At 70.8% G+C, this 19,113-nt stretch carries 21 protein-coding genes; 4 read left to right on the top strand and 17 right to left on the bottom strand.

Annotation, left to right across the window (positions count from 1 at the left end):
* Positions 1-9: 9 nt before the first annotated feature.
* Genes QMG73_RS23010 through QMG73_RS22965 form a run of 10 tightly spaced genes read right to left on the bottom strand, consistent with a single transcriptional unit; the run spans position 10 to position 7,120 of the window.
* Positions 10-348: an antibiotic biosynthesis monooxygenase family protein gene (locus QMG73_RS23010; RefSeq protein WP_281898881.1), complete on the bottom strand. Its 339-nt coding sequence runs from the start codon at positions 346-348 to the stop codon at positions 10-12.
* Between the two features lie 31 nt (positions 349-379).
* On the bottom strand, positions 380-703 hold the full coding sequence (locus QMG73_RS23005) for an antibiotic biosynthesis monooxygenase family protein (protein WP_281898880.1): 324 nt from the start codon (positions 701-703) through the stop codon (positions 380-382).
* Between the two features lie 2 nt (positions 704-705).
* Complete coding sequence (locus tag QMG73_RS23000; RefSeq protein ID WP_281898879.1) at positions 706-1,743, bottom strand: methyltransferase; 1,038 nt, start codon at positions 1,741-1,743, stop codon at positions 706-708.
* Positions 1,744-1,768: 25 nt separating this feature from the next.
* Positions 1,769-2,998: an NAD(P)/FAD-dependent oxidoreductase gene (locus QMG73_RS22995; protein ID WP_281898878.1), complete on the bottom strand. Its 1,230-nt coding sequence runs from the start codon at positions 2,996-2,998 to the stop codon at positions 1,769-1,771.
* A gap of 42 nt (positions 2,999-3,040) precedes the next feature.
* The gene (locus tag QMG73_RS22990; RefSeq protein ID WP_281898875.1) at positions 3,041-3,385 is read right to left on the bottom strand and encodes a TcmI family type II polyketide cyclase; all 345 of its coding nucleotides are present in this window, start codon (positions 3,383-3,385) and stop codon (positions 3,041-3,043) included.
* Positions 3,386-3,419: 34 nt separating this feature from the next.
* On the bottom strand, positions 3,420-3,884 hold the full coding sequence (locus QMG73_RS22985; protein ID WP_281898874.1) for an SRPBCC family protein: 465 nt from the start codon (positions 3,882-3,884) through the stop codon (positions 3,420-3,422).
* Positions 3,885-3,906: 22 nt separating this feature from the next.
* Positions 3,907-4,161, bottom strand: coding sequence for an acyl carrier protein (locus QMG73_RS22980; protein ID WP_281898873.1), 255 nt, complete (start codon positions 4,159-4,161; stop codon positions 3,907-3,909).
* Positions 4,162-4,188: 27 nt separating this feature from the next.
* Complete coding sequence (locus QMG73_RS22975; RefSeq protein ID WP_281898871.1) at positions 4,189-5,409, bottom strand: ketosynthase chain-length factor; 1,221 nt, start codon at positions 5,407-5,409, stop codon at positions 4,189-4,191.
* Positions 5,406-6,692, bottom strand: a complete 1,287-nt coding sequence (locus tag QMG73_RS22970) for a beta-ketoacyl-[acyl-carrier-protein] synthase family protein (protein WP_281898869.1) — start codon at positions 6,690-6,692, stop codon at positions 5,406-5,408. Before QMG73_RS22970 ends, QMG73_RS22975 begins: the two co-directional genes overlap by 4 nt.
* On the bottom strand, positions 6,689-7,120 hold the full coding sequence (locus QMG73_RS22965; RefSeq protein ID WP_281898868.1) for a cupin domain-containing protein: 432 nt from the start codon (positions 7,118-7,120) through the stop codon (positions 6,689-6,691). The genes QMG73_RS22970 and QMG73_RS22965 overlap by 4 nt, the downstream gene beginning before the upstream one ends.
* Positions 7,121-7,375: 255 nt before the next feature.
* Between QMG73_RS22965 and QMG73_RS22960 the strand changes: the two genes are divergently transcribed.
* From QMG73_RS22960 to QMG73_RS22950, 3 genes are all read left to right on the top strand, one after another.
* A complete protein-coding gene (locus QMG73_RS22960; RefSeq protein WP_281898867.1) occupies positions 7,376-8,863 on the top strand; it encodes an MDR family MFS transporter in 1,488 nt (495 codons plus the stop codon).
* A 94-nt stretch (positions 8,864-8,957) separates the two neighbouring features.
* Complete coding sequence (locus QMG73_RS22955) at positions 8,958-9,965, top strand: methyltransferase (protein ID WP_281898866.1); 1,008 nt, start codon at positions 8,958-8,960, stop codon at positions 9,963-9,965.
* Positions 9,962-11,176 (top strand): cytochrome P450 family protein, encoded by a 1,215-nt coding sequence (locus tag QMG73_RS22950; RefSeq protein ID WP_281898865.1) that lies wholly within the window; start codon positions 9,962-9,964, stop codon positions 11,174-11,176. The genes QMG73_RS22955 and QMG73_RS22950 overlap by 4 nt, the downstream gene beginning before the upstream one ends.
* A gap of 149 nt (positions 11,177-11,325) precedes the next feature.
* Here the strand turns inward: QMG73_RS22950 and QMG73_RS22945 are convergent, their stop codons facing one another.
* From QMG73_RS22945 to QMG73_RS22915, 7 genes are read right to left on the bottom strand one after another with little or no spacing between them, the layout of a single operon-like run.
* Positions 11,326-11,925: a hypothetical protein gene (locus tag QMG73_RS22945; protein WP_281898864.1), complete on the bottom strand. Its 600-nt coding sequence runs from the start codon at positions 11,923-11,925 to the stop codon at positions 11,326-11,328.
* A gap of 31 nt (positions 11,926-11,956) precedes the next feature.
* The gene (locus QMG73_RS22940) at positions 11,957-13,300 is read right to left on the bottom strand and encodes a cation:proton antiporter (protein WP_281898863.1); all 1,344 of its coding nucleotides are present in this window, start codon (positions 13,298-13,300) and stop codon (positions 11,957-11,959) included.
* A 16-nt stretch (positions 13,301-13,316) separates the two neighbouring features.
* On the bottom strand, positions 13,317-13,775 hold the full coding sequence (locus tag QMG73_RS22935; RefSeq protein ID WP_281898861.1) for an SRPBCC family protein: 459 nt from the start codon (positions 13,773-13,775) through the stop codon (positions 13,317-13,319).
* 59 nt (positions 13,776-13,834) lie between these two features.
* Positions 13,835-14,050, bottom strand: coding sequence for a hypothetical protein (locus QMG73_RS22930; RefSeq protein ID WP_281898859.1), 216 nt, complete (start codon positions 14,048-14,050; stop codon positions 13,835-13,837).
* Positions 14,047-15,429, bottom strand: a complete 1,383-nt coding sequence (locus QMG73_RS22925; RefSeq protein ID WP_281898857.1) for an acetyl-CoA carboxylase biotin carboxylase subunit — start codon at positions 15,427-15,429, stop codon at positions 14,047-14,049. Before QMG73_RS22925 ends, QMG73_RS22930 begins: the two co-directional genes overlap by 4 nt.
* A 34-nt stretch (positions 15,430-15,463) precedes the next feature.
* Entirely contained in the window at positions 15,464-15,943 is a 480-nt protein-coding gene (locus tag QMG73_RS22920) for an acetyl-CoA carboxylase biotin carboxyl carrier protein (RefSeq protein ID WP_281898855.1), read from the bottom strand.
* Between the two features lie 10 nt (positions 15,944-15,953).
* Entirely contained in the window at positions 15,954-17,627 is a 1,674-nt protein-coding gene (locus QMG73_RS22915) for an acetyl-CoA carboxylase carboxyltransferase subunit alpha (RefSeq protein ID WP_281898854.1), read from the bottom strand.
* Positions 17,628-17,833: 206 nt separating this feature from the next.
* On the opposite strand from QMG73_RS22915, the gene QMG73_RS22910 reads away from it, so the two are divergent.
* Positions 17,834-19,108: a ferredoxin reductase family protein gene (locus QMG73_RS22910; RefSeq protein WP_281898853.1), complete on the top strand. Its 1,275-nt coding sequence runs from the start codon at positions 17,834-17,836 to the stop codon at positions 19,106-19,108.
* Positions 19,109-19,113 lie beyond the last annotated feature (5 nt).

The raw sequence follows: 19,113 nt of genomic DNA, 5'->3' as shown, positions 1-19,113 counted from the left end.
CACGCTCGCTCAGAGCTGCCGCACCTCGGCCGCCTCGTGCGAGAAGACGACGTCGTACGCCTTCTGCTCGCCCTTGGTCAGCTCTCCGATCGGTCCGAAGTACGGCGCGACGGACGGGTCGCGGACCATGGCCTCGAAGTCCTCCCGGCGCTCCCACTGCGTGTAGTCCACGACCAGGTAGCCGTCGACGCTGCGGTGGATGTTGGTGGACACGTAGCCGGAGCGGTGCCTGATGGTGCCCTCGTGCGCCTTGATCAGTAGGTCGACCAGCTTGGCCTGGTCACGGGGGCGGGTCGGGAACACGTTGATAAACGTGACGACCCTGTTGTCGGACGAGATCTCCGGCATGCCGGGTCCCCTTTCGTTCGGCGTGGATCTGTCAGGTGGTGGTGCGTACCAGGTACGGCCGGTGCTCGCGGCTGATGGTCGTCTCCACGATGGGCTCCGACAGTTCGGAGAACCGGTGGTGGTTGGCCCAGGTCTGGTAGTGCGCGGGTGTCTCCCACTCGCTCGTGATGAGCCACTCCCGCGGATCGTTCGGCGACTGGCAGAGCTGGTCCAGCACGTGACCGGGTGCCTGCGCGACCTTGTGACGGATTCGCTCGTACGCGGCCAGGAAGTCCTCTTCGCCGTCCTCGGCCACCCGTGCGAAGAACAGGATGCGCAGCCGGCCGTCGGGAGTCTCCACTTCGGACACACTCATGGCTACGCCTCGGGCACGTACGCGGTCAGCGTGTGCAGACTCGTGCCCGGTACCGGCTGGACCGCGCCGGGCCGCAGCCCCGCCTGCTCGAAGAGCTTGGCCAGACCGTGCCGCGTGTGCTTCTTCCCGCCCACGTTCAGCAGCAGGAACAGGTCCATCGCGGTGGTGACCTTCATCTCCGAGCTGGCCTCGACGAGGTTCTGTACCAGTACGACGCGGGCGCCGGGCCGGCCCGCCTGGCGAGCGTTGCGCAGTGCGGCGAGCGAGCTCTCGTCGTCCCACTCCAGCACGTTCTTGAAGACGTACAGGTCGGCGCCCGGGGGCACGCTCTCGCGGCAGTCGCCGCCGATCACCGTGCACCGGTCGGCAAGCTCGCCGCCGGCGGTGATCGCCGGGATGGCGCCGGCCACGACCTTGGTCAGGTCATACAGCACGCCCTTGACGTCCGGGTGGCGGCGCAGCAGCGTGGCGACCAGGTGGCCCTGGCCGCCCCCGATGTCCACCACGGTCCGCACGCCGGCCAGGTCCAGCACCTCCGCGACCAGCTCCGAGGTGATCTGGCTGGACTGGGTCATCGCCCGGTTGAACACCTTGGCCGACTCGGGGTCGCTCTCCTGCAGGTACGTGAAGAACTCCTGGCCGTAGATGTCCGGGAAGACGGCCTTGCCGGTGCGGACGGCCTCGTCCAGCCGCGGCCAGGCCTCCCACGTCCAGGGCGCGCTCGCCCACAGGACGATGTACTTCATGCCCTTCGGGTGGTCCTCGCGGAGCAGTCGCGAGGTGGCCGTGTGGGCGTACGTGCCGTGTTCTACCTCCTCGAACACGCCGTGCGAGGTGAGCGCCCGCATCAGACGGTCGAGGGTGTCGGCGTCGGCGTCGACCGCCTTGGCCAGCACCTCGGCGCTGGCCGGCGCGTCGCCGAGCACGTCCGCGACGCCGAGCTTGGCGGCGGCGCGCACCTGGGCGGCGAAGCCGAGGCTCATGCCGAGCTCGCGCATCGCGGTCGCGTTCGCGCTCTCTTCGGGTGTGGTGGTCGTCATCGGTGGCACCTTTCGGACGGCGCGGTCAGCTGGGAACGTCGACGGCGTCGTCACCACGGGCCAGGCCGGAGACGAGCGTGACGAAGTCGACATTGGCGGGGAAGTGCTTGTCCGGGTCGATGATCGCCTGAGCACCGACGTGGTAGTCCTTCTGGCCCTTCGTGCGGTCGTAGAAGAAGCGCACGAACTCCAGCAGGGCGTTGAGGAAGTCGCGGTAGCTGTCCTCGTACGTCTGCAGCGTGTCGCGCTCCTTGGCCGGGTCGACGAGCGCCTCGTGCACGGCCCGGGAGATCGTGCTCCCGCCGCGCATGGCGAGCGTCACGCCGGTGGAGAGCAACGGGTCGATGAACGCGGCGGCGTCGCCGACCAGCGCGTACCCGGGGCCGGAGAACCGCTCGCAGACATACGACCAGTCCCGCGCGGTGCGGTAGATGTCGACGCGGCGGGCGTTCTCCGTGAGCCGCGCGACCTCGGAGGACTCGGCGATCTGCTTGTCCAGCATCGCCTCCGGGGTGAGCCCGGACTCGGCCAGGCGGGAGGAGGGCGTGACGTACCCGATGCTGGTGATGTCCTTGCTGAGCGGGATGTACCAGAGCCAGCCGTGCGGCCGGTTCTCGGTGAGGATGTTGCCCTCGGTCTCACCCTCGTACCGCAGCCCGCCCTGGTAGTAGCTCCAGGCGGCGATGTTGCGCAGGTCCTCGTGCCACTCGACCATGTCGAAGTGGCGGCCCAGCCAACGCTGCTGCCCACTGGCGTCGATAGTGATCTTGCCGCTGACGTCGATGGTCTTCGGCTCGTTGCGCAGCGAGTACCGGACACCGACCATCCGGTCGCCGTCGAAGAGCGGCTCCTTGACCGAGGCGCCCTCCAGCACCACGACGCCCAGTTCCCGGGCCCGGTCCAGCAGCAGCGCGTCGAAGTCGGCGCGGCGCACCTGGTACGCGTGCTCGTACTTGCCGTTGCCGGTCTCCCTGAACTTGAACGTCCACGGCTTGGAGTGCCCCTTGCCCCACAGCAGGCTGCCGCCGTACTTGCGCTGGAAGCCGAGCTCCTCCATCCGCTCGGTCAGTCCCAGCCGGGCGAGCGTGGGCAGCACGCCGGTGATCAGGGACTCGCCGATGTGGTAGCGGGGAAACTTGTCCCGCTCCAGAAGCAGGACACTGTGGCCCTGCAGGGCCAGCAGACCGGCGGCGCTGGACCCGGCCGGTCCACCTCCGACCACGATGACGTCGTACTCTTCATGTCCGTTGTTCATTGTGGACAATCCTCCTGAGTTGGCTCTGGATAGGGCTGCCGGTCACGGCTGCTGGATCACGCCGAGCCCGCGCTCCCAGTGGTAGAACTGCTTCGCGGACGCCTGCTCGACGCTGCCCCACCGGCCCGTGAACGGGATGATGTAGTCGTCGAGGGCCTTGCTGATCTCCTGGAACAGCGGGTGGTCGTGCAGCCGCGTGACGTTGGCGTCGACCTTCCGCTCCACTCCCTGCACGAGGTGGATGTAGACGTCGTGGAACGTGTACAGCCGCCGGCTCTGCACCCCGATCAGGTCCGGCAGCTCGGTGGCGTCGGATTGGGCGAACAGCCGGGCGATCTCCCTCTCCGAACCCGGCTTGAAATTGGTGACGATCAGTGTTGGATCCATTGTGGACTCCTATGGGTCTCGCGACTTGTACCACTCAGGTGGCCGCAGCCGAGCGCGCGGCCGCCTCCACCCGCTCCTTGATCAGGGGCAGCTGGACGCTCGTCCCCTTGTTCAGACGATCCGTCATCGCGGCATCGTCCACCGGGGAGTCGGCTCGCATGTGGAAGTCCTGGATCCACTTGAGACGGACGCCGTGGTCGGTCTGCTCGTAGGCCCAGAAGATGTCCATGTACTCGAACCAGCCCGGCTCGACGCGGCGCGCCCGCACGATGAGCTTCTCCCGGTCGGGCGTGCGCTCCGACACCCAGCTCCAGGCGTTGCCCTGCGGGTCCGGGTGCATCGTCAGGCGGAACCGGATCGTGTCACCGTCCCGCTCCAGGATCTCCGCCTTGCTGTACTCACTGAACAGATCGGGCCACGACTCCACGTCGTTGGTCATGTCCCAGACCAGATCCAGTGGCGCGTCGATGACTATCTCGTTCTCGGTGTGTCCTGGCACGGTCCTCACTCCCTGCGGTAGGTCAGATGGGGCTCATCCGGTCGTTGAGGTAGTCGATGGTCTGCCGCGGGGTCTTGAGCTCGGTGACGTCCTCGTCGGGTATCGCCACGCCGAACTCCTGCTGGATCTTGGCGGACATCTCCAGCAGCGCGAGCGAGTCGTAGCCGAGATCGGTGTAGGCCTCGTCGACGATGCCCGCGTTGAGCTCGACGCCGTCCGCCACGCCGCCGGCGCTCCGCAGCAGGCGGATCAGGTGGTCGATCGTGAACTGATCCATCTTTCCTCCTCTATGGACAGTCGTGGGTCACAGGCTCGGCGCGGTCACGACAGCGGCCGCGTTGAAGCCGCCGTACCCGCGCGCGAGCACGAGCGCCGTGGAGACCGAAGCCGGACGCGCGCGATCCCGCACCAGGTCCAGCTCGCACTCCTCGGCCTGGCGCAGGATCCCGATGGTGGGCGGGATGACGCCGTCGCGGATGGACAGCAGCGCGACCGCCACGTCCAGGGCGGCACCGCCGGCGTACAGGCGGCCGCTCATCGTCTTCGGCGCGGTCACCGGGACGCCGTACGGGCCAAAGATCGCCGTGATCGCCGCGGCCTCCTGCCGGTCCAGCTCGGGCAGGCCGACCGCGTCGGCGAAGACGACGTCGATCCGATCCGGCCCGATCCCCGCGTCGGCCAGCGCCAGCTCGGCCGCGCGCCGCAGGCCCGGTTCGCGGCCGGTCTCCGGTGCCGGGTCGAACGTCGCACCGTAGCCCGCCACCGTGCCGTACGCGCGCGCGCCGCGGGCGAGCGCGGCCCGCTCGTCCTCCACCACGAGGATGGCCCCGCCCTCGCCGGGCACGTAGCCGCCGGCCTGCGCGTCGAACGGCACGTACGCCCGCAGCGCGTCCTGGCTCCGGCTGAGCCGGCCGCTGGCGAGCTGCGCGGTCAGCCCGTACGGGCACAGCGACGCGTCGGTGCCGCCGGTGAGCACCATCCGCGACCCGTCCCGCACCAGCCGGCGGGCCTGTGCGAGCGCGTCGAGGCCGCCGGCCTGCTCCGTGCAGACCACCCCGCACGGGCCGCGCATGCCGTGCCGGATGGAGATCTGCCCGGTGGTCGCCGCGTAGAACCAGGCGATCGACTGGTAGGCGCCGACGAACTGCGGACCGCGCCGCCACAGGCTCTGGATCTCCCGCTGGCCGAACTCCGTACCTCCCGAGGAGCTCGCGGTAACGACGGCCATCTCGTACTCGGGCACCGCCGCCGGTTCCAGTCGCGCGTCGGCGAGGGCCAGATCCGTCGCGGCCAGCCCGAGATGGGTCCACTGGTCGGTCTGCACGACGATCCGGCCGGGGACCCGCTCCTCGGCGACGAAGCCACGCACCTCACCGGCGAGCCGGGTCGGGTAGGGGCTCGGGTCGAACCGGGTGATCGGGCCGATCGCGCTGCGCCCGGCGAGGACGAACGCCCAGTACTCCGCGGCACCGAAGCCACCCGGCGCGACGATACCGAGCCCGGTGACGACCGTGCCGGTGCTCATGCCGCACTGCCCCTCGCGACTACCATCGCCGACTGGAACCCACCGAACCCGCTGCCGACGCTCAACACCATGTCGAGCTCCTGGTCGCGGGCCGTCAGCGGCACGTAGTCAAGATCGCACTCGGGATCGGGCGTGTGCAGGTTCGCCGTCGGAGGTACGACCTGGTGGGTCAGCGCCAGCGCGCAGGCCGCCACCTCGATCGAGCCGATCGCGCCGAGCGAGTGGCCGATCATCGACTTGATCGAGCTCACCGGTACCTCGTACGCCCGCTGGCCGAGGCTCCGCTTGAACGCCGCGGTCTCGTGCCGGTCGTTCTGCTTGGTGCCCGAGCCGTGCGCGTTGATGTAGTCGATGTCTTCGGGTGCCACGCCGTTCTGGGCCATCGCCACGGTGATGGCCTCGGCCATCTCCCGGCCGTCCGGCTTGAGGCCGGTCATGTGGAAGGCGTTGCTGCGGCTGGCGAAGCCGACGATCTCGCCGTAGATCCGGGCGCCCCGTGCCCGCGCGTCGTCGAGGCGCTCCAGCACCAGCACGGCCGCGCCCTCGCCGAGCACGAACCCGTGCCGGTTGAGGTCGAACGGCCGGGAGGCGTGCTCGGGGTCGTCGTTGTCCGGCGAGGTCGCCTTGATCGCGTCGAAGCAGGCCGCCGTGATCGGCGAGAGCGGCGCGTCGGCCGCACCGGCGATCACCAGGTCGGCCGAGTTCTCGTACAGCAGGCGCAGCCCGTGCCCGATCGAGTCCAGCCCGGCGGTGCAACCGGTGGAGATGAGCGCCACCGGCCCCTCAGCGCCGGCCGCCCGCGCCGCCTCGGCCGCGATCGTGCTCGGCACCATGTAGTCGTAGGCGTGCGGTACCAGGTACGCCGGGTCGACCAGCCACTTCTCGCCACCGTTGCTGAGCACGACGTACTCGTCCTCGAGCCGCATGGTGCAGCCCACGGCGCTGCCGATGCTCACGCCGATCCGCTCCGGCGGCACCAGCCCGGCCACGCCGCTGTCCGCGATCGCGTCCCGCACGCAGACCAGCCCGAACTGAGCCGCGCGGTCCAGCCGCCGGATCTCCTGCGGGCTCAGCCCTTCCTCTTCCGGGTAGAAGTCACACTCCGCCGCGACCCGGGACCGGAAGCCGGTCGCGTCGAAGAGGCTGATCGAGCGGGTCGCGGTGCGGCCGGAGGTCAGCAGGTCCCAGAACGCCTTGACCCCGATGCCGCCCGGAGCCACGACCCCCAGCCCCGTGATGGCGACCCGCGGCCGTCCATTGCGGAGGGTCGCCGGTGTGGTCACGCCGACCCTCCCACCTCGACCTGCGGCTCCGACGCCGCAGGCAGCTCCTCGGTGTCGACATGGCCGAGCTCCGGCCGCGGCGCCAGCGGGCTGAGGTGGAACGGCACGACCGCCGGCACCGTCCCCACGTTCGTCACCCGGTGCCGGACGTTCTTGGGCACCATGAGCCCTTCACCGGCGCGCAGCGTCAGCTCCTGATCGCCGTCGATCCGCACCAGCAGGCTGCCGGCGGAGACGTAGATGAACTCCTCCGAGTACGGGTGGTAGTGCTCGGAGACGAACTCACCCGGCGCCAGGGTGAGTACGCCGAAGAAGCCGGAGGTGGACTGGACGGTCTTCGGACTGAGCAGCACGCGGATCTCGCCGCCGCGGCGACGGTTGACCGCCACGTCGTCAAGCGCGACCTTCTTGATGTGCGTACCGGACACTGACTGTCTCCTCGCTGTGGCTGCCGGGCCGCTGTGGCTCGTCGCCCGGCCGGGTGCTGAGCACCAACCACGCTCGGCGCACCGTCTAGCACGCCGATCGAGTGGCTCTAGAGCGGCCGCCGCCGTCCGGTCGATTCCGCCTCGACGGCTGGGTGTGGGGCGTGACGCAAAATCGCGTGACCTCGGTCCTGAGCGCCGGCTCGCGGGGTGGGCCCGGCACCCGGACCGCCGCTCGAGCGAAGGGAACCGTCGATCGTGACCGAACGGGCCGCCGCGTCCCCGGACACCACCGGTGACGCACCCGAGAAGCTGGACCGCCGCATCTACCTGCTGACGCTGACGGTGGTAGCCGGTGTGATCATGTCGGTCTTCGACACCACCGTCGTGATCGTCGCACTCGACGAGCTGAGCCGGCAGCTACACGCTCCACTGTCGACGGTTCAGTGGGTGGTGACCGCGTACCTCCTCGCCCTGGCCGTCGTGATACCGCTCAGCGGCTGGGCGACCGACCGGTACGGCGCCAGGACGGCCTGGCTCGTCGCGGTCACCGGGTTCACCGCCGGCTCCGTGCTCTCGGGCCTCGCCTGGAACATCGAGAGCCTCATCGCGTTCCGGGTGGTGCAGGGCCTCGCCGGCGGCATGATGATGCCGGTCGGACAGGCGCTGCTCGTCGTCTCGGCCGGGCCGCGGCGGATGGGCCGGGTGATGGGCATCCTGAGCGTGCCCATGGTGCTGGGCCCGGTGCTCGGGCCGATCCTCGGCGGCCTCGTCGTGCAGGAGGTCGGCTGGCGCTGGATCTTCTTCGTCAACCTGCCGACCGGGCTGGTCGCGCTCGCCCTGGCGCTCACCCTCCTGCCCGCCACGCCACCGGCACGCAAGGGCAAGCGGCTGGACGTACCCGGGCTCGTACTGCTCGCAAGCGGCCTGGTGGCCACCCTCTACGGCCTGTCCCGTGCCGCCTCCGCCGGCGGCTTCACCGGGTCGACGACGATCGCCTGCCTGGCTGCCGGCCTCGCGCTGCTGGCCGGTTTCACCGTCTACAGCCGCGCCCGCGGCGACGCCGCCATCATCGACGTACGCCTGTACACCAACAAGGTCTTCGCCGCCGCCTCGGCCAACACGCTGCTGCTGGCCGCCGCGATGTACGGGGCGCTGCTGCTCCTGCCGCTCTACTTCCAGTCGGTGCGCGGGAACGGCGCACTCGACACCGGCCTGCTGCTGATGCCGCTCGGCCTCGGCGCGGCCACCGCCATGCCGATCGCCGGGCGGCTCACCGACCGGCTCGGCCCCCGCCGTCCGATGCTGATCGGGCTGGGCTGCGCGCTGCTCGGCACGCTCGCGTACACCCGGATCGGCCCGGACACCGGCTACCCGCTGCTCGCCATCGCGCTCTACGTGAGCGGCCTGGGCATGGGCGCGACGATGACGCCGAACATGGTCGCCACGTACATCTCCCTGCCCAAGGCGGACGTGCCCCGGGCGAGCAGCGCGTACGGCATCCAGCGCCAGGTCGGCGCCTCCTTCGGCGCGGCCCTGTACGCGGTCGTGCTGTCGCGCAACGTCGACCGGCACCTGGACGGCGGCTCGCCCGATCCGGCGAGGCTGGCCGGCGCGTTCAACGACACCTTCTGGCTGGCCTTCGTGCTGACCGCGGCGATGATCGGTACCGCCATGCTGCTCCCGATGCGCGCGCCGGCTCCCGCGCGGCCGTCCGCCGCGCCCGAGGAGCCCGCGCGTGCCTGATTCCTCGCACTCCAGTGCCGTGCGGTCCGCGCACTAGCCGCGGACCGCAGCCTGGCATCGGTCGCCCCGACCCGTGGCGGAAGGAAGGCAGCTAATGACTGGACGACCGGCAGAGGCCGGGATCGCCGATCCCATCAAGACGATGCTCACCGGCAGCATGTTCACCCACGTCGGATACGCGCTCGCGGTGCTCGGCGTCGCCGATGTCCTTGGCGACAAGACGCTGCACACCAAGCAGATCGCCGAGGCGACCGAGGCGCACCCGGACGCGCTGCTGCAGCTCATGCGCACCGGTGCCGGGCTGGGGTTGTTCATCGAGGCCCCGCCGCGCTTCTTCGCGCTGACCGACGCCGGCCAGCGGATGCGCAAGGACGTACCCGAGTCGCGCTACGGCTCGTTCATCCGGAGCGTGGAACGGAACGGGCCGCTGCTCGCCGAGATCATGCACACGGCGCGCACCGGGCGTCCCGCCTGGGAGAAGGTACACGGCGGCGGAATCTTCAACCGGCCCGACGACGCGTACAAGCTCCAACTGCACGACTCACCGCAGCTCAAGGCGATCCTGGCCGGGTACGACATGTCCGAGGTACGGACCGTCGTCGACGTCGCCGGCGGGCACGGCAACCTCATCTCGTACCTGCTCGACCTGCATCCGCACATGCGGGGCGTGCTTTTCGAGCAGCCACCGGCGATCCGGCTGGCGAAGGAGACGATGGCCGCGGAGGTCGCCCGGCGCTGCTCCTTCGTCGAGGGAAGCTTCTTCGACAGCGCGCCCGAGGGCGGCGACCTCTACCTGATCACCCGGGCGCTGCACAACTGGAACGACGACGACGTCGTCACGATCCTGTCCACCATCCGGGCCGCGATGCCACCCACCGCCCGGCTGCTCGTCGCCGAGCGGCTGGTCGACGGCGGCGACCCGGACCCGATGAACCTCTTCCTCAGCATGCTCATGACGCTGCTGAACGGCGGCCGCGAGCGTAGCGAGGAGGAGTACCGCGACCTGATCGAGCAGGCCGGCTTCACGGTCGTCGGGGTGCGGTATCCCGAGCCGCAACCCGGCGTGCCGAGCGAGAGCGTCCTGGAGGCGACTCCGAAATGAGCGCGACGGACACCAAACCGGCACCGGGAGCGCCCGGCGCGCCCCGCGTGATCAACCCGACGCTCTTCGCGGGCGAGCTGGGCGTGCCCGGCCCGCCCCGCGAGGTGACCATCGGCGACCGCACAGTGTGGATCTTCTCCCGCTTCGAGGACGTGCGGGCCTGCCTGGCCCACCCCCGGCTGAGCCTGGCCACCCGGTTCGCCGCCGACCATGGGCTGGAGCCGCCGGCCGGCGGCCTCTTCGCCAACACCATGCTCGGCTCGGACCCACCGGACCACACCCGGCTGCGCAAGCTGGTCGCCGGCGCCTTCACCATGCGCCGGATCGAGGCGCTGCGCCCCAAGGTCAAGCAGATCACCGAGGACATTCTCGACCAGCTCGCCCCGCTCGGCGAGGCCGACCTGGTCGAGACGCTCACCTACCCCGTTCCGATGCAGGTGATCTGCGAGCTGCTGGGCGTACCGATCGCCGACCGTGACGACTTCCACGAGTGGACGGACATCATGTTCCGCCCGGGCGAGGGCCCGGACGGCATCGCCCGGGCCCGCGACGCGTCGGCCAAGCTCGCCGGCTACATCACCGACCTGACCGAGGCGAAGCGCCGCGAGCCGAGCGACGACCTGCTCACCGCGCTCAACGAGGCGTACGACGGTGACGACAGGCTCACGTTCGAGGAGGTGGTGGGGACCGGGCGGCTGCTGCTGCACGCCGGCTTCGACACCACCGCCAGCTTCCTCGGCAACTCCGTCTACAAGCTGCTGGTCCATCCGGCGGAGCGTGAGGCGGTACGCGAGGACCCCACCCTGCTGCGCACCGCGGTCGACGAGCTGCTGCGGCTGGACGGCCCCAGTACGGTCAACATGCGGTTCGCCAAGGAGGACCTGGAGATCTCCGGCGCGCGGATCCGCAAGGACCAACAGATCGTGCTCGACCTCGAGGGCGCGCACCGCGACCCGGCCCAGTTCGCGGCCGGCGCCGAGATCGACCTGCGCCGCGCACCCAACCCGCACCTGACCTTCGGGCACGGTATCCACCACTGCCTCGGCTCACCCCTCGCACGGCTGGAAGGCCAGGTGGTGCTGGTGGCGCTCTTCAACCGCTTTCCGGACCTCCGCCTCGCGGTGCCGGCCGAGGAGATCCGCCGGCAGCGCCCGAACCACCCGCTGCGCGGCCCGGAACGGCTACCGGTGGTCTTCACCCCGCAGTCCTGATTCGCCCCCCGGGCACGATGCCCCAGCGTCCCCCGCCGCTGGGGCATCGTGCTGTGTAACCCGGATGCGGGCTGTGTAACCCGGATACGGAATGACGGAAGGCTCCCCCGGGCGGGGCATCGGCCGGGGGAGCCTCGATCACGGGGACCTTACGGAGCGGTGGCGTACCAGCGGTCCACCTCGGCGCCGGTAGCCACGCGACCGCGCAGGATGCCGTCGAACGTCGCCGCCTCGCCTTCGCGCCCGTGCGCGACCGCGAAGCGGGACTTGGCCGGCCCGGTGACCAGCACCGAGTACGTGCCAGCCAGCGCCGTGGTTTCGTAGGACGCGAGGGCCAGGTACTTCTGGCCGTTGTCCGGGTTGGTGAACGGGAAGCGGAACGTCGCCTCGATGACCTCGACCCGGCGGTCCGGCCCGATGAGGTACACCTTGGGCAGCGCGCCGGCGGCCAGCGTGTTCTCCGGCGCGAGGTCCGGCACGAAGTACTCCAGGTTGAGCGTCTCCCCGGCCCGCATGCGGATCTGCAGCGCGCGCACCGCGTGCGGGCGGTTGAGCGTACCGAGGAAGACGACCTCGTCGGTGCCGTCACGGGACAGCGGCGCGAGGCAGGGTACGACGTCGCCACGGTCCAGGACGACCGGCTGGTGCACGGCGGCGGCCGGACTGGCGGCGCCGAGCAGGGCGGCGGCGGCCGCGACCCCGACGGTGAGGCCGCGCACCAGGCCTCTGCGCGAGCGGAAGAGGGGCATGGGTGGTTCACTCTCCTATCTGGACGGTTGATCAGGCGGATGGCGCGGATGGTGGCGTGGCACCCACCGACGTCAGGGAGCGCTGCTCGGTGTGGCGCAGCTCCTCCTCCGCGGTGAGCTCCACCCGCGCCATCGCGCGGCGCAGGATGGGTGGCGCCATCAACGAGGTGGCGATGGCGATGAGCACGATGATCGTGTACGCCTCGACGGTGAGGATGCCGAGCCGCAGGCCGACCATGGCGACCACGATCTCGATGACTCCGCGCGCGTTCATCCCGGCGCCGATGGCGATGCCCTCCCAGTGGCTGAGCCGGCTGGCGCGGGCCCCGAGGTACGCGCCGGCGAACTTGCCCGCCACCGCCACCGCCAGCAGCGCGACGCCGGCGGCCAGCACGACCGGGTCGGCGAGCGCGGTGACGTCGACCCGCAGGCCCGCGATGGCGAAGAAGACCGGCGCGAGCACCGCCATGGTGACCGTGTTGAGCGGGGCGAGCCGCGCATGGTGCTCCTTGGCCACCGAGCCGATCAGGATGCCGCAGACGAACGCGCCGAACACCGCCTCCAGCTTCAGCGCGTGCGTGGCGGCGGAACCGAGCATCACGATGACCACGGCGGTGGCGACCACCGGTCCGGTCTCCGCGGAGCGCGCGGCGGTACGCAACGCGAAGCGCACCACCGGCCGCCCGACGAGCGCCGCCCCGACGACGACCAGCACGAGGTAGAGCAACGAGAGCCCGACCTGCCCGGTCCGGAAGCCGGTGGTGGCCACCGCCGACACGACCGACAGCATCAGCCAGCCGAACGCGTCGTCGATGGTGCCCGCGGTCATCGTCAGCTGGCCGACGTTGCGGTGGATGAGGTTCATGTCGATCAGCGTCTTGGCGATCACCGGCAGCGCGCTCACGCACATCGCGACGCCCAGGTAGAGCATGAAGACGCCACGGTCACCGGAGTCGACGAGCAGCTGGTTCGGCACCAGGAGGCCGGCCGCGATACCGAGCGCGAGCGGCACCACCAGGCCACCGGCGCTGATGCCGGCGGCCGAGACACCGCGGCGGCGGATCAGCCCCAGGTCGATGTGCATCCCGGCGAGCGCCACCAGCATGAGCACGCCGATCTGGCCCAAGGCGTCGAGCAGGTGCATCTGCTCCGGGTCCTTCGGCAGCAGCCAGCCACTCAGGCCGGGCGCGACGGTGTCCAGAAGCGACGGTCCAAGAAGGACTCCGACGGAGAGCTCGCCGACCACCGACGGCATGCCGAAGCGGACGGCGAGCCGGCCGAGCGCGATCGCGAGCAGGAGCAGCAGCCCCACCTGGAGCAGGAACACGAGCAGGGCGTGGTGGGCGAGCGGGGGTACCGGAGCGGCGAGGTCCACGGCTACTCCCTTCCGCTCACGCCGACCGCGCGGCGTCTTCGACGTGCTGCTTGATGTGGGCGAGCTCGGTCGACATCCGCGCGCCGAGGGCCTTGGCGGCGCCCTCCACGCTGTGTGGCACGCCCGCCTTGATGGCGAACGCCTGCGACCAGCCCAGCCGGGTGCCGTCGCCCTCCGCCACGTACGTCCACGTGATGTCCATGTACGCGAACGGACCGGTGTTCTCCCGGCGCTCGACGACCACGCCCGCCGGTACGTCGGCGGTACGCGTGGCGACCCAGCTGTGCACGGCGCCGTCCGGGTGCGGGTGGGTGGTGAACCGGAAGCGGACGGTCTCGCCGTCCCGCTCCAGTACCTCCACCTTGGCGCATTCGCTGAACAGCCCGGTCCAGCCCTCCAGGGCGTTGGTGATGTCCCAGGTCAGATGGACGGGTGCGGCGATCAGTACCGAGTCCTCGACGCGGTTTTCCGTCATGACGTAGCCTCCTCAGGCGATGGCGGCAGGGCGAAGCCGCGTGGCGGCCCTGGACGGTTTCACAAGGTGCGACGCCGGCGCCGGGCGGCTCTCCACTCTGGACAGTCGGTGCTCTGCCGCCCGGGCGCCGGCACGGGATCGGGGTCGGGCCAATGCCTGCTGGCGGTCTCGGGTGGCGGGAAGCCCATCGGGCTGAAGGCGAACCCGACCGCGCTCAGGCCCTGCCAGATGTATCGGCCGACAGCGACCAGGCGGCGGCGGGTGGTGTCGTTCACGATGGGCCTCCAGCGGTGTGGGTCGGCGGCGGCGCCAGCATCGCGTCGACCAACGTCGTGGTGTGCCTGGCCTCCAGGAACAGCGGGTGCGCCAGTACGTCCTGCAGGAACTCGATCGTGGTGTGCACGCTGTCGCTGCGGACCACCGCTTCGCGCAGCGCCCGGTCCATCCGCGCGATCGCCTGCGCCCGGTCCGGCGCCCACACGATGACCTTCGCCAGGAGCGAGTCGTAGTACGGCGTGACCCGCATGTGCGGGTGGCAGTGCGAGTCGACCCGGGTGAACGGACCGGCCGGCGCGGCGAACTCGTCGATCGTGCCGGGCGTGGGCAGGAAGCCACGGGCGGGGTCCTCGGCGTTGATCCGGCACTCGATCGCCGCTCCGCGTTGCAGCACGCCGTCCTGCGTCACCGTCAGCGGTTCCCCGGAGGCGACCAGCAGCTGTTCGCGTACGAGATCCATGCCGACGATCGCCTCGGTCACAGGGTGCTCGACCTGAATCCGGCAGTTGATTTCCATGAAGTGGAACCGGTTCTCCTCGTCCACGAGGAACTCGAACGTGCCGGCACCGACGTACCCCATGTGGCGAGCGGCCTCGACGGCCTGCTGTGCCATCCGCTCGGCCACGTCCGCGGGCAGCCCGGGTGGCGGCGCCTCCTCCAGCAGCTTCTGCCGGGAACGCTGCACCGAACAGTCCCGGGCACCGAGGTGCACCGCGTTGCCGTACCGGTCGGCGAGGACCTGTACCTCGATGTGGCGGGCCACGTCGAGGTACCTCTCGATGTAGACACCGGGGTCGCCGAAGACAGCCTGCGCGGTGGCGCGCGTCCGTGCGTACGCGGTCAGGAAGTCCTCCGGTTCGCGCACGACGGTCATCCCCCGTCCACCGCCACCGGCCACCGCTTTGATGATGACCGGGTATCCGATCTCGGCGGCGAGCTCCTTGGCCGCGTTGGCGTCCGGGCTGGTGCTCATTCCTCCCGGCAGCACGGGCAGGCCGGCGGCGGCCGCCACCTGCCGCGCCCGGGCCTTGTCCGCGAGGTCGATCAGGACCTTGGCCGGTGGCCCGATGAAGACCAGGCCGTTGGACTCGCAGGCCTCGGCGAAGTCGGCGTCCTCGGAGAGGAAGCCGTACCCGGGATGCACCGCGTCCACACCGGACTGGAGCGCGGCCGAGACGACCGCGGCCACGTTGAGGTAGCTGCGCTTGGCCGCCGGCGGTCCGATCTGGACGGAGCTGTCGGCGTGCCACACACCGGCCGAGTCGCGGTCGGCGGTCGAATGAGCCACGACGGTGCGGATACCCATCTCCCGGCAGGTGCGGACCACCCGGAGCGCGATCTCCCCGCGGTTGGCGACGAGGACCGAGGAGATCGTCATGGCCGCCCCCGTCCGGCCGGCACGGCACGCTCACTCATGCCGGCTCCTGCCCCGTGCCGTCACCGGCCAGGGCGATCAGCGGCTGGTCGTACTCGACGGGCATGCCGTCCTGGACGAGGATCTCGGTGACCCGACCGGCCGACGTGGCGACGATCGCGTTCATCAGCTTCATCGCTTCGAGGATCCCGACCTGCTGGCCCGCCTGTACCCGGTCGCCGACCCGCACGAACGGCGGCGCGCCCGGCTCCGGCGACCGGTAGAACGTGCCGACCGTGGGTGCGCGTACCTGCGTCCATCCGGCGCGTTCCTCGACGGCCGCCTCCGCGGCGGCTCCGGGAAGGGCGGCGACGGGACGGGACGGTTCCGCCGGCCCGGACGCCGGCCACTCCAGCTCGACGACGACCTCGCCCATCTGGATCCGCATGCGGCTGGGTACGGGTCCGGCGCCGCTGAGCCGGCTCACCTGCTGGCACACCGCGACGAGCGCGGCCTCGGCGTCGATGCGCGTCACCATGTCCGTCACCTCACACCTCCGCGCCGAAGCGGCGGTAGCGGGCGCCCCGCTCGGCAAGGAGCTCGTCCGGTGGCAGCTCGCGCAGCCGCAGGAGGGCCGCGTATACCGCGCCGCCAACGCGAGCCGCGGTCTCGGCTGGTTGGGCGTGCGCACCGCCTTCCGGTTCGGGCACCACCGCGTCGATCACTCCGCTGGCGAGTTGCTCGCGGGCCTGCAGCCGCAGCGCCTCCGCGGCGCGCGGCGCGGCCGTGGCGTCCCGCCACAGGATCGCGGCGCATCCCTCGGGGCTGATCACCGAGTACACCGCGTTGCTCAGCGCCAGCACCTGGTCGGCGACGGCCAGCGCCAGCGCGCCGCCGCTGCCGCCCTCGCCCGTGATGACCGTGACGACCGGCACCGGCAGTCGGCTCATCAGCCGCAGGTTCTCGGCGATCGCTACCGCTTGCCCATGCATCTCCGCCTCGAGGCCGGGGTACGCGCCGGGCGTGTCGACGAGCGTCACCACCGGGATGCCCAGCTTTGCCGCGAGCCGCATCAGCCGGGCGGCCTTGCGGAAGCCGGCCGGGTTGGGCATTCCGAAGTTGCGGGCGACCAACTCGTTGGTGTCGTGCCCCTTCTGGTGGCCGATCAGCACGACCGGCAGCCCGCGCAGCCGCCCGAGGCCGCCGACGATCGATCGGCAGTCACCCGAGGAACGGTCGCCGCGAAGCTCCCGGAAGCCTTCCAGCAGGTACCCGATGTAGTCCAATGTGGTCGGTCGCCCGATGTGGCGGGCGAGCTGTACCACCTCCCACGCCGCACGCTCGGGCAGCTCGTCGGCGCGGTGGACGACCGCCGCCTCGCCGGGGCTGGCGGACTGCGGTGTACCGGGCGCGGCGGCGGCCAACAGGTCCGCCAGCACCGGACGGAGCGTGGCCCGCGGCTGCACTCCGTCGATGAGCCCCTGCCCCAGCAGGAACTCGGCGGTCTGGAAACCGTCCGGCAGCTGGCGGTGGATCGTCTGCTCGATCACCCGCGGGCCGGCGAAACCCATGCGGGCGCCCGGCTCGGCCAGCACCACGTCGGTCAGCGAGGCGAACGAGGCGGCCACTCCGCCGTACGTCGGGTCGGTGACCAGCGTGACGGTGAGGATGCCGGCCTCGTCCAGCGCGGCCAGCGCCTGGCTGGTCCTGGCCATCTGCATGAGGGCGAGCGTGCCCTCCTGCATCCGCGCCCCGCCGGACGCGGTCACGATGATCAGCGGTGTGCGCGTGCGCAGCGCCGTTTCGGCCGCGACCACGATCCGCTCCCCCACCGCCACGCCGAGACTGCCACCCATGAACCGGAAGTCCATGACGACGGCGACGACGGGGTGGCCACCGATGGCGCCGCGTACGCAGATCGCGGCGGCGTCCAGCCCGGTGCGCTCCCGGGCGGCGGCGAGGCGCTCCCGGTACGGCATCGTGTCGGTGAAACGCAGCGGATCGTCCGAGACGGCGGGCACCTCGACCGTGGCCACCGAGCCCGGGTCCATCATCTGCTCCAGCCGCTCCTGCGCGCTCAGCCGGTGGTGGAAGCCACAGCCCGGGCAGACCTGGAGCAGCCGCTCGTAGCGCTTGCCGAAGGCAATTTCCCCACAGTGGAGGCACCGGACCCACTCCGGGGTCTTGGGCGTCTCCAAGGTACGTTCGACCGCAATGGTCATCGGCTCGTTCCCTCCCAGCAGGCCCGTGAACAGGTCCCTGCGAGAAGGTCACAGAGGTGGCTCACCTGCCAGTCGACCCCGGCTAGACGCGGGCGGGGTGGCCTGCTCAAAGGCGCGCGACGGGCGGCGTACGTCAGGGCGCGTACGCGCGCGACCGGTCTGGCGTTGACCCGCGCGACAGCGGTCTCTCGATAGGCTGGCTCACCGTGGGCAACCGGGTGATCATCGCCGTTCCGGCCGTCAATCTGGTGCTGTGGCTCGTCTTCCTACCCGACGACGACGGCACCCGGACCAACTTCGCCCGGCAGGTTACCGGGGAGTTCGTCGGCTCGACCATGGTGCTGCTCTTCGCCACCTCGCTGCTGCTGGCCACGCGGGCGCGTTGGCTGGAGCCGCACTTCGGCGGGCTGGACAAGATGTACCGCGCGCACAAGCGGGCGGGGCTGGCCGGCTTCCTGCTGATCGCCGTCCACTTCGCACTGGTGCCGCTCAATACCGCCGCCGTCAAGCCGGGTACGCCCGCCGGGATGATCGCCGGCGTGGGCATCTTCGTACTGGTGCTCCTCACCGTGGCGCCGCGGATACCGGTGGCCCGGCGGTTCGCCCTCACGTACGACCGGTGGCGTAGCTCGCACCGTTTCATCGGGGTGTTCTTCATCGTCGCCCTCGCCCACTCGCTCCTGGTCGACGCGCTGGTCACCACCACCGTGGTGCCGCTCGCGGTGCTCATCGCCGCCTACGCGATCGGCATCCTGTCGTACCTCTACACGCTGCTTCTGGCCCGGTTCTTCCGCCGCACCCGCCGGTACGTGGTGCAGAGCGTGCGCCGGCTCAACGGCACCACCGTCGAGGTGGGACTGCGGCCGCGCAAGAAGAAGCGGATGGCGTTCACGGCCGGGCAGTTCCTGTTCGTGCGGTTCAAGTCGCGCGGGGCGCTCCGCCGGTCGCACCCGTTCACGATCAGCAGCTCGCCGAAGGAGGAGGTCCTGCGGCTGACCATCAAGGCGAGTGGCGACTTCACCCGGCAACTGTACGAGAGCCTGGCCGAGGGGACGCGCGCGACGCTGGTGGGCTGCTACGGCATGTTCGACTACAAGCGGGGCGGGCCACGACAGATCTGGGTGGCCGGCGGCATCGGCGTGACGCCGTTTCTGAGCTGGATTCGCGACCTGGACCACGAGGACCCGCTGCGGCATCGGGTCGACTTCTTCTACACGGTGCGCCATCCGGCCGACGCGGTCTTCCTCGAAGAGATCGAGGACGTCGCGCGCCGGCACCCCAATCTGCGCGCCCACATCGTGTATTCATCGCGCGGCGGGTCACTGACCGCCGAGAAGATCGCGGCGGCGAGCGGCGGCCTGTCCGGCGCCGACGTGTACATGTGCGGGCCGTCCAAGATGACCGCGACGCTCGCCCGCCGCTTCCGGCGGATCGGCGTGCCGTCCGCGTCGATCCACTACGAGGAGTTCAACTTCCGCTGACCGGG

Source organism: Phytohabitans aurantiacus (assembly GCF_027923225.1).
GTDB lineage: Bacteria > Actinomycetota > Actinomycetes > Mycobacteriales > Micromonosporaceae > Phytohabitans > Phytohabitans aurantiacus.
This window is presented reverse-complemented; position numbering and strand designations above follow the sequence as displayed.